Consider the following 6,701-nt stretch of genomic DNA (forward strand, 5'->3'; position numbering starts at 1 on the left):
AAAATTTTAGAAGACTGACGATTGATTATGAGTTTCATGCCGCTACTGCAGAGGCTATGGTTCAACTTGCTTTCTGCAAAATATTGCTTAATAAATTCTCTGAATAATTTTTAAACAGCTTCTAAGAATTGGTGGTATTTGATACAAAACATCCGAAAATAAAGTATTATAATTTATCATTATGTTACATCGTATTCGTTTTATATGTATGTTTGTCGACAAATAAACCTATATGTATGTTATTAGTATTGTTCAATTGTCAAATACATAGATATTTGTCTTTTGATTGGTTATTATCTAAACAAAGTGAATTATGAGAAGAAACAGTTTTTTGAGCATTTTAATTGCTCTTTTTTCGGGCTTGTTCATTTTGGCTATGCCCGGGTGTAGCAGTGATGATCCTGTGACACAGGAACCTAAACCGGATCCTAAACCGGAACCTGAAAATGTTGATTTTCCATTTCCAGATCTCAGATGGTTTGATACTCGTGACATGATTGTTGCATTTGAAGAGGGACAGGGAAGTAAACTTGTCCAAGAAGACAAAGAGATGGGTTATATGCTATTCTCTACCAAATTCGACAATGTGCCACAGATTGGTTATGTGATGGGAATGGCTATCCAGATGTTTACTGATAGTGCGACACTTGTCAGCGATAAGTTTATTGCCTTTATGAAGAAAAAGGGATTTACTACAGATGGGAAAAACAACAATGGCTATGTCAGCTATAAGAGTAGTTGGTCTACAATCAATGCGTATGCTTTACTTAGGACACAGCAAGTTGAAGGTGGCGAGCTCAAGCCCGGTATGTGCTTTACCTATGTTGCCCCCGTACTAAAAGCTATTCCTTATCCTATGCTGAAATGGGATGCTTCGCAGGACGAAATCAAGAAATATGAAAAAGAACAAGGCTATGAATTGATTTCGAATAATACCGATAAGTATAACCATAAGGTAATTACTTTCAACAAGAAAGAGGAGAAAAAGGAATTTACAGAGATGTTTGCCCATCGTTATATTTTCGATGGTGATAAGCTAATCAAAGTATCGCTCATCATTGCTCCTCCGGGATATGTTATGACAATCTATGAAGGCGGTTTTATGACAAGTCAGGATTTTGAAACTTTGGTAAGGAACGAGGGATATAAGTCAGAGCGGAAATCTCAGGAAGTTGATGGTAAGAAAGTAGAATTCCAGGTATATTCAAATCAAGAGAAGAAGATAAAATTTACCTTGGTTCCTTGGAAGATCAATCTTAATGGCAATAATGGTTGTGGCGCTGCAGGCTTAGACTTTGTTCCTTTTGACGGACCAGATCTTGTAAATGGATGATTATATGATTTACCCAACCATAAGGGTGGTAAGTTTTCATAAAAAATGATTTGATAGGAGTTGTGTCGATATTTGATACAACTCCTATTTCTTTTTTGACAAACACTTGTAGCAACCTATACTTTCTACAAGCGTCAATAAAAATAAACCTTATAGCGACAGATTGAGATGGGAAAAGGAAAGTCGAGATTTTGGGGTCGACGGATAAATACAATGGAAAAGGCTTTATGTCAATTGTATCTGCATTGCTTAGCATCAGAAGACTACACAACCCGGAATAATCCTCTTGAACATCAGTTCTCCAATTACCTTCGCTTAACTGATTATCTCTCCGTGGAGACTTCCATCATACCCTGTAATACATATCTTATATTCCAATATATTGTGCTAACTTTGCGATATATCCTGTTGAGAGCAACTGGGTGTGATTTTGCAAAGAATTATCAATTGTCAATGATGCATTTTAGGATATTGATTTCTCGACCTTATCTCTATTTGTGTTTGGACTCATCATTAGATGACAAAAGCATGTGGAATATAAAAACTTAGTCGAAGAGTAATTAACCTAAGAGGTTGTTATGACTTTATGGAAAAGTATAATTTAAGAGTACAGAGTTGAAGATCCTCTCAATATTTGATTATTTCGGACTAAACTCGACACTCTTTCCAATTAACTACTAAAATAGATTCAAAACAGCTTCTCCAAAATGGGCATAGGCATACCGATCCCCTGTAGAATGGTTGACCGATATATATTGTACATTATTGAATAATTGCCATTATTGGCATTTCAGATCTATTTAAAACGATGACATATTGGTCAATCTTTTGGCATCGAACAGTCGTATCTATTTTAACTTTATAGCAAAGTCCATTCAGAGTTTTCTACATAAAAAGCTATTATGCTGATTTGGGACAATTTGACTTAAATCTATGATAAGACGTGGAGTAAAGAGGCGTCTGAATTAAACGAAAGTAGTCAAGCGGAGTCCCATAAGAGGTCATTATTAGTCTCAACATTGAGCAGTTTATTACAAAATTAATACTAACTACATGAAACGTTCTTTGATTAGTCCGTTTAAACGGATTACTACTCAAAAACCTAATGCAACTGTATTGTTGTTTTTAGCAGCCGTACTGGCTGTGATTGTCGCTAATTCTTCTATGAGTGGGTTTTACAACACCCTTTTGGACTATAAAGTGAGTCTGCAAATTGGTGGTTATGAATTGTTTGCTCATCATGGAGAAACCATGACTTTGCTACAGTTTGTGAATGATGCTTTGATGGCAATCTTCTTTTTTGTAGTTGGTCTGGAGATTAAGCAAGAGATGCTTGTCGGAGAACTTAGCTCCGTGCGAAAAGCTCTGTTGCCCGTGATTGCAGCATTTGGAGGTATGATTGTACCAATACTGTTTTATATGCTGATTTGTCACTCCGGAGATGCAGCAAGAGGTGCAGCAATTCCAATGGCAACCGATATTGCATTTGCTTTGGCAGTCTTGAGTATGCTTGGCAAAAAAGTACCCACTTCACTTAAGACATTCCTTACGGCCTTGGCGGTCGTGGATGATATAGGTGGTATTGTGGTAATTGCCATATTCTATTCTTCTCACATCGAATTTGGATTGCTATTGGCAGCTTTTGCAATTATCGTATTTATGTTTTTGTGTGGAAAGTTTGGCTATGCAAGAAAGTGGCTATACTATATCGGCGGAATCATCGTATGGACATTGTTCCTCGAAAGTGGTGTACATGCAACTATTGCAGGTGTATTGGTAGCATTTACAATACCTACCAAAACAAAGATTTGTCACAAAAAACTTCAAGATGAAATACAATTACTTTTCAATATGATGCCAAGCGGTGAGAGATCATTCAAAGGTAGTACAATGCTATCTCACAAGCAGGTAGAGGTATTGCACACAATTCAGCAGACAGCATACAATTCGGTTCCATTAGTACAAGAGATTGAGTCTAACTTCTCTTCATTTGTAAATTATGTGGTGTTGCCACTATTTGCATTCGTAAATGCCGGAGTAGTCATTGGAGGTGTAACCACAGAAACACTCATGGGAGTACCTTTGGCGATTGTGTTAGGTCTTGTATTAGGTAAGTGTCTCGGGATATTTAGCTTTACATGGTTGTTTGTTAAATCCGGTGTTGGTAAGATGCCTAAGGGTATGACTACACACAACCTTCTGGCTTTGTCAATGATTGGAGGAGTCGGATTTACCGTTTCTCTATTCTTGGCAAGTTTGTCTTTCGGAGAAGCTATGCCGGAATTGTTTAATGGAGCGAAGATCGGTATCTTTGCAGGGTCTATTATCTCGGGAGTTGTTGGATTTTTCTGGCTGAGACATGTTCTCAACAAAGAGCATGCATTAGCTGCTTCCAAATCATAAAAGGCCTGATCTCTCACAAGAGAGAGCTGTCAGATTTGGGTTTTCAACAATTAAGAAGCTGTTAAGAGCTGAATGTATCGAAAGAGTCTACCATGTTGCTTCAACATACAGTCCTATTGACAGCGTCAAAATTTCTTTCAAACTGTATGTAAAATATATTCTGACAGCTTCTGAATATTAGTTTTTATATAACTAATTGATTTTGAATTAATAATATATTATCTTATCGGGTGTGTAAAGGGCTTTCTATTGATTGATGAGCATAGTTGAAAAGGCCGAATAATGGAGATGTCTCAAAGCATCTATAGCCTATAAACAGTAGGCTTATCGCCTTGAAAACTAAATTTATTGCTCCATTTTTTATTGACAATCAAAAGAAAAGACTACCTTTGCCAACCGAAACAAAGTATAACAAGTACAATTAAAAGAAACGTTCTAAATTTTATAGAATTATGACTAAGGCAGATATTGTGAATAAGATACACAAAGACACCGGTATCGATCGCGAAGATGCACTCAAAGTTGTTGAGTCATTCATGGATAATGTAAAGAGTGCGTTGATTGGTGGAGAAAATGTATATCTAAGAGGATTTGGTAGCTTCATTGTTAAGGAAAGAGCTGCGAAGATGGCTAGAAACATTACAAAGCAAATAACAATTCAAATACCAAAACGTAAAGTTCCTGCCTTTAAGCCAAGCAAGCTGTTCTCAGCAGAGGTAAAATAAAGAACAAACATTTTAGAGATATCAACTGGAAGTATAACCCTATAAAATGAGAAAAATATGCCAAGCGGTAAGAAAAGAAAAAGACATAAGATGGCAACTCACAAGCGTAAGAAAAGACTAAAGAAGAATAGACATAAGAAAAAGTAATCTTCACTTTTCTCTGTGAGGGAGCCGAAAAGTTTGCTATTGCGAAACCATTTTCCGGCTCCTTTGCTTTATCTTAAAAAGAGGGTCATATGATCAGATCCTAAAAGGTATGATAGTAGTTTATACCAATGATCATATTATCATTTTTGCTAACAGCAGACCAAAATAACAATGGTGTGCAAAGTCCACAATTAAAAGTGAATAGCGAACTCATTATTGACGTTGCATCAAAGCAAGTTTCCATCGCTGTTCTTGAAGATGGGAAATTGGTGGAGTTGCAACGCGAACCCCGAGATCAAACCTTCGCAGTAGGAGATATCTACTTGGGAAGAGTTAAGAAAATTATGCCGGGATTAAACGCTGCTTTCGTGGACGTAGGTTACAAAAAGGACGCATTTCTCCATTACTTTGATTTGGGGCTTACCTATAAGTCCCAACAAAAGTTGATGGATAAGTTGGAAAAGCAGAAAAGTTTGCCCTCCTTACCAAAGATGCAACTTGAGGCCGATCTTCCCAAAGACGGAAAGATTGCCGAGTATCTCAAGAGTGGTCAGACTATTTTGGTGCAGATAGCCAAAGAACCTATCTCAACCAAAGGTCCAAGATTGTCTACCGAAATTTCTTTTGCAGGACGAAGTTTGGTCTTAGTGCCTTTTGCAGATAAAGTATCTGTATCACAAAAGATTCACTCCGGCGAAGAAAGAGCAAGGCTTAGGCAACTTATTCTGAGCATAAAACCAAAGAATTTTAGCGTTATTATTCGAACTTCTGCTGCCGGTAAAAAGGCATCAGAGCTGGACCAGGAGCTTAGGACTCTTATTACTAGGTGGGAAGACTGTCTGAAGAAGGTTCTCAAAGTGAGCAAACCTCCCCAGTTAGTTTATGAAGAAGCCGGAAGAACTCTTGGACTTCTAAGGGATACGTTCAATCCGGATACATTTCAGAACATCCATGTCAATGATAAGGGTTTCTTCGATAGTATCAAGGATTACATCTCTTTGATTGCTCCGGGTGCAGAAGATATTGTTCATCTTTATAATGGTGAACTGCCAATATTTGACAATTTTGCTGTAACAAAACAGATAAAAGCTCTTTTTGGCCGTACCGTTACGTACAAGAGTGGTGCGTATCTGATTATAGAGCAAACCGAAGCGATGCATGTCGTAGATGTCAATAGTGGCAACCGAGCTAAGGGAAGTGATAAGCAGGAAGATACTGCTGTTGATGTTAATATGGCAGCAGCAGAAGAGCTTGCCCGTCAGCTCAGACTTAGAGATATGGGAGGAATCATCGTAGTCGACTTTATAGATATGATTGATCCTCAACACAGACAACAATTATTTGAGCATATGTGCAAGTTGATGTCCAATGACAAGGCAAAGCACAATATTCTCCCGCTAAGTAAATTTGGATTGATGCAGATAACACGTCAGCGTGTGCGTCCTTCAACCAACGTTAGTATTGAGGAAAAGTGTCCCACCTGTATGGGTACAGGACGAATGAAGGGATCTATCCTCTTTACAGATACATTGGAAGAAAAAGTTAATCTCCTTGTAAATACACATAAGGTGAGAAACTTTGTTCTTCATGTGCATCCATATGTCGCAGCCTACCTTAAAAAAGGTATCATCTCGACTGTAATGCGCTGGAAAATGAAATATGCCAAAGGTATCAAAGTGATACCCGACCAAAGCATAGCCTTTTTAGATTACAAATTCTTTGATAATGAAGGTAATGAATTGGAGGATTTGGATGGTATTTGATTTTTGGCAAGTAAAATAGAAAGCTTAAATATTAGAGCATTCAGGAAGATAAAATCCTGAATGCTCTTTTTTGATATTATTGCCGCCCGATAAAAGTCTTACGGTCAAAATAGTTGCGAGTATCCGGTAGTATCCCTAAAAAGTGCGCAATCGAAGGTTTTCTCTGAATCCAAATTACCATTATTAGCCCCATCATACCCACATCTTGATACTGTCCCAAAAAAGTGTGTAAGACCCAAGACTATTATCTTTGAAATTACAAACTAAAAAACGATAAAAAGCATGAACCTTACACAAGTACAAATTAAAGAAATTATTTCGAATTGTCTG

4 protein-coding genes are annotated in these 6,701 nt (G+C 37.4%); all 4 read left to right on the plus strand.

Features of this window, described 5'->3' with window-relative positions; translation table 11 throughout:
- Positions 1-313: 313 nt before the first annotated feature.
- Positions 314-1,333 carry a hypothetical protein gene (locus tag ACFO3G_RS04195; protein ID WP_380078278.1) on the plus strand — a complete coding sequence of 340 codons (1,020 nt, stop codon included), beginning with the start codon at positions 314-316 and terminating at the stop codon, positions 1,331-1,333.
- A 1,053-nt stretch (positions 1,334-2,386) separates the two neighbouring features.
- On the plus strand, positions 2,387-3,736 hold the full coding sequence (nhaA, locus tag ACFO3G_RS04200; protein ID WP_380078280.1) for a Na+/H+ antiporter NhaA: 1,350 nt from the start codon (positions 2,387-2,389) through the stop codon (positions 3,734-3,736).
- A gap of 452 nt (positions 3,737-4,188) precedes the next feature.
- The gene (locus ACFO3G_RS04205; protein WP_380078282.1) at positions 4,189-4,461 is read left to right on the plus strand and encodes an HU family DNA-binding protein; all 273 of its coding nucleotides are present in this window, start codon (positions 4,189-4,191) and stop codon (positions 4,459-4,461) included.
- Positions 4,462-4,805: 344 nt separating this feature from the next.
- Positions 4,806-6,371: an Rne/Rng family ribonuclease gene (locus ACFO3G_RS04210; RefSeq protein ID WP_380078284.1), complete on the plus strand. Its 1,566-nt coding sequence runs from the start codon at positions 4,806-4,808 to the stop codon at positions 6,369-6,371.
- Positions 6,372-6,701: the final 330 nt, after the last annotated feature.

It is taken from the genome of Falsiporphyromonas endometrii (genome assembly GCF_042654485.1).
Taxonomy (GTDB): Bacteria; Bacteroidota; Bacteroidia; order Bacteroidales; family Porphyromonadaceae; genus Porphyromonas; species Porphyromonas endometrii.

Coding starts and splice junctions, on each gene's coding strand:
- ACFO3G_RS04195 (WP_380078278.1), top strand. CDS start 314: ATGAGAAGAAACAGTTTTTTGAGCATTTTAATTGCTCTTTTTTCGGGC.
- nhaA (WP_380078280.1), top strand. CDS start 2,387: ATGAAACGTTCTTTGATTAGTCCGTTTAAACGGATTACTACTCAAAAA.
- ACFO3G_RS04205 (WP_380078282.1), top strand. CDS start 4,189: ATGACTAAGGCAGATATTGTGAATAAGATACACAAAGACACCGGTATC.